The 3,853-nt window shown below is 61.1% G+C and carries 3 protein-coding genes and 1 pseudogene; all 4 read left to right on the forward strand.

The annotated features are described in order from the left end of the window. The first annotated feature begins 41 nt into the window (after positions 1-41). On the forward strand, positions 42-596 hold the full coding sequence (locus tag WBV42_RS06775; RefSeq protein WP_253225466.1) for an NUDIX domain-containing protein: 555 nt from the start codon (positions 42-44) through the stop codon (positions 594-596). A gap of 239 nt (positions 597-835) precedes the next feature. Then, complete coding sequence (locus tag WBV42_RS06780; protein WP_423985353.1) at positions 836-2,263, forward strand: BGTF surface domain-containing protein; 1,428 nt, start codon at positions 836-838, stop codon at positions 2,261-2,263. 67 nt (positions 2,264-2,330) lie between these two features. Next, complete coding sequence (locus WBV42_RS06785) at positions 2,331-3,335, forward strand: restriction endonuclease (RefSeq protein ID WP_423985354.1); 1,005 nt, start codon at positions 2,331-2,333, stop codon at positions 3,333-3,335. A 90-nt stretch (positions 3,336-3,425) separates the two neighbouring features. Further along, positions 3,426-3,853, forward strand: a pseudogene (locus WBV42_RS06790) (GTP-binding protein); the annotation flags it as partial.

The raw sequence follows: 3,853 nt of genomic DNA on the forward strand, positions 1-3,853 counted from the left end.
AAGACCGGTGTGTCTTTGTTCCCGCCCGAGACAGACTGCATATGGCATCCGACAAGGACCCACTCGCGTGGGAGACGGTCGATTCAGACGTTGCCTACCACTGTCCGGGGTTCGACGTTCGAAACGAGAACGTCCGCCTGCCGGACGGCACCGAGACGGACTTCGATTACATCACGGAACCCGAAAGCGTGGTCGTCCTCCCATTCACCGAGGACGGCGACGTGGTGATCATCGAGGAGTGGCGACAGGCCGTGTCGCGGGTCTCCCGCGGACTCCCAGTCGGCGGCGTCGAACCCGACGACGACGACCTTGCGGCCGCCGCCCGGCGCGAACTGATCGAGGAGACCGGCTACGAAACCGACCGCGTCAGTCACCTCACGACCGTCGAACCTGCAAACGGCTACGCAGATAGCGTTCATCATTACTTCGTGGCCTACGACTGCACCCCGACCGGCGAACAGGACCTCGACCACAACGAGAGTATTCGGTCCGCCACGACGACCATGGATGAACTGCGGGAGGAAATCGCGGAGGACGGCGTGTACGACGGGCGGACCGTACTCGGTGTGCTCTACTACGACAGTTTCAGCGAGTAGATGCGTTTACGACTGAACGACTGGTCTACGCAGCGCTCGACTCCCCGAACACTACGAATTGCTGACGGTTTCTGATTATCACGCGCGGTACTGACGGACGAATTTATTACGGATGATTCATAACACATCTCGTACTAAACAATGTCGACACTATCTCTACCGGCCATCAGGCCTCAAATGTGCCGGAATCTTGTGTTTCGACACAAGTTCACAAAATTATGCGGAGGGGTTGTCACTTGATGACGACTCGAAGCGCCGCGTCACTGGTGGTCGTCGCCGTCCTCCTCTGTACGCTCGCCGTTGGACCGTTTTCGTCGGGTATCGCGGACGGACAGAGCGCCACTTTCGTCAACAACTCACCCACTAACGACCGTGGTGACGTGATTCCGATCACTGTCCACACGGATCACGGAGGAACCGTGAACATCGGATCAACGGCTAACGGCTTCTGGGTGCAGGTGAACGTCACCAGCGGAACGACAACGCTCGACCTCAACACGTACCGAGCGGCCGACCCGAACCGCACCGTGACGGTTGGTAAGGGGGGAATCAAGGGTACGCCGAACGTGCGGATTCCATCGGAAAAGGGACCGCTGCAATCCGGCGTGTACGACATGAACGTCACGGTCGATGGCGTCACGCAGGACATGGGTTCGTTCACGGTGAAAAAGCACACGTTGAGAGCGGCACGCACGGGGGTCCTTCCTGAAAAGACGGACGTATCGGAGTTTGAAACGGCGGACGACCTGCGCGCGGCGGTTTCCCCGACCGAGAACGGGACGGTTGCGAAGGACGATCAACTCGTCCTCGCCGTCAACGTCTCCGGCATGTCCGGGTTCCTCGACAAGTCCATGCTCGACGGGAGCGGCGAGGACGTTCGGATTCACTTCCGTGAGACGAACGCGAAGCGAAACACCGTTGCGAACGAGTTCGACGGTGACGAGGCGAAACGGCTGTTGATCGACGACGAAAACGACGTTCTGTATCTGATGCTCGGCACCGACGCACACGGAATCGAGGCCGGTGACAGCTACGAGGCCACGTTCGAGATCGGGGAAGACAACCCCTTGGTCGCCCACATCGAGACGGCGAGCACAAACTTCACCGTCGAAAAACGCCGCGTCTCGCTCGACCACACGGGTGACGTGTTGGTGGTGGACGGCAAGACGAGAGTCGGCGGGACGACGAATCTCGCGCCGGGAACGACCATAAACATCTCCGCCCACGACAAGGGTTCCGGGGCGTTCTTCTGGCCGAAGACGGCGACGGTCACGGAAGACCGGACGTTCGGAGCGACGTTCGATTTCAGCGGGTTGGAATCGGGACGGACGTTCACGGTCGAACTCCGCGATCAGGAACAGACCCTCCCGGGTGTCGTCGCGTCCAGTTCGGAGGAGTCGACCACGACGACCAGCACTACCACTACCACGATTACCACCAGCACGACGACCACTACCACCAGTACGACGACCACTACCATCACAACGAATACGTCCACGACTACGACGAATACGACGACCACGGAAACCGTCCCACCGGTCACGACCCAGCAGCCAATCACTGCCCAGTCGGTGTCGAAGGACGGTCTGCCGGGATTCGGTATCCCGGTTGCGCTCGTGGCACTCGCGGCGGCGGCCGTTCTCGTCGTTCGCCGGGCACAGGCGTGAATATGTCAGATAGCTTTTATGCTATGGTTGATCATATCAGCACAAACCAGGTGTCCTTCTCCAGACCATGATACGACAGATACCACAGTCCGCGTTTCCCGATTTCGTCGCGACCCTCTGGCAGAAACAGGGGTGGACGACGACGGTGAAAGAGAAGTCCGAAAAGACGTTCGTCGCCCTCCAACGGGAGGGTGCGGAAGGACTCATCTGGGCCACGCCGCGAACGGGGGACGGCGTCAGCGGGCAGGAACTCCAGCAGTTCGCCAAGATCTGCAAGCAGTACGGCGTCAACGAGGGTGCCGTCGTCACTCCGGGAACGTTCACCGAGGACGCGGAGAAGATCGGCTCGCAAGCTGGCATCCAGTTGGTCGATGGCGAGAAACTACGGACCATCGTCGAAGCGCGCGAACTCCACGACCTCGTCGAGCGGTTCGCCGACGGCGACGCGACCGGGGCGGACGAATCGGGTGACACGGATGGAAACGGCCTACTCCCGGTTTCGCTTCCCGACTCCCTCCCGCTTCCGGACGCGGTTTCACGAAAGATGGTCGCTGGCGTCGTCGTCGCGGTCCTCGCCATCGCGCTTGCCGCCGTCGTCGCCCCGACGATTCTCGGTACTGGCGGCCACGTCGCGACCGACGGCGGGTGGAACGTCTCCGCGAACTCGACGGCGACCCCGAACGCGGCGAACGCGCTCGAAGTCCGCTGGAACGCGAAACGCGTCCCGAAGGTGAACCCGAAGACAGGGGACGACGACGTGTACAAAGCGAGGGGCGGGAAACGGTTCCTCCTCGTTTCGATGAACGTCACGAACGACGGCGATGATACCGTCGGCCTGCAATCGCAGGATTTCGCCGTTCGCTCGAACGGATCGCTGCTGGGCGCACAGCCGCTCACGAACACGACTGGCCACTCCGGCGTACTCAAACCGGGTGACTCCACGACCGTGTGGTATGTCTTTTCCATCAACGAGGACGCGCCAAGCGCGACGATCGTCACGAGCGGTCGGATGCGTCGAAAAAACGTTCCTGTCCGGTTCGTCCGCGACAAATCCGTCGAAGCGAACGTCTAAATACAACTCCAGAGCCGTTCGTACCGATTCGGTGTAAACCGACCCCTAACGCGGGCAACCCTTTTGACCTATCATCCCTAATTCGCCTCCATGAGCGCCGACCGCGCCGCCTTACAGCGCGCTCTCGACCGGGGAGAGCAGGAAGGTGGCAGCGTGGAGTTCAAGGAACGACTCACGAGGGAGATCCACCTCGCCCACGGGCGAATGGAAAGTCTCGCTGCACAACTACGCCACCGTTTCCTCTCCGGGGACGGCGAAGCGACGTACGTCGTCGGCGTCACCGACGACGGCGGGCTAGCGGGCATCAAACCGGACGTGTTCTCAGAGACGATGGACGTGCTCTCCTTACTCGCTGAAGAAGCAGGGGCACACATCGAGGACGTCCAGACGTGGGGTATCGACGCCGACGAGACCAGCATTCGCGCTTCGACGCGAAACGGGAACGGCGGACTGGTCGGCGTCGCCACCATCCGCGAAGGTGCCGTCCTCGACATCGACAGCGAACACATCGTCGTCGG

Source organism: Haladaptatus sp. (assembly GCF_049589095.1).
Lineage (GTDB): Archaea > Halobacteriota > Halobacteria > Halobacteriales > Haladaptataceae > Haladaptatus.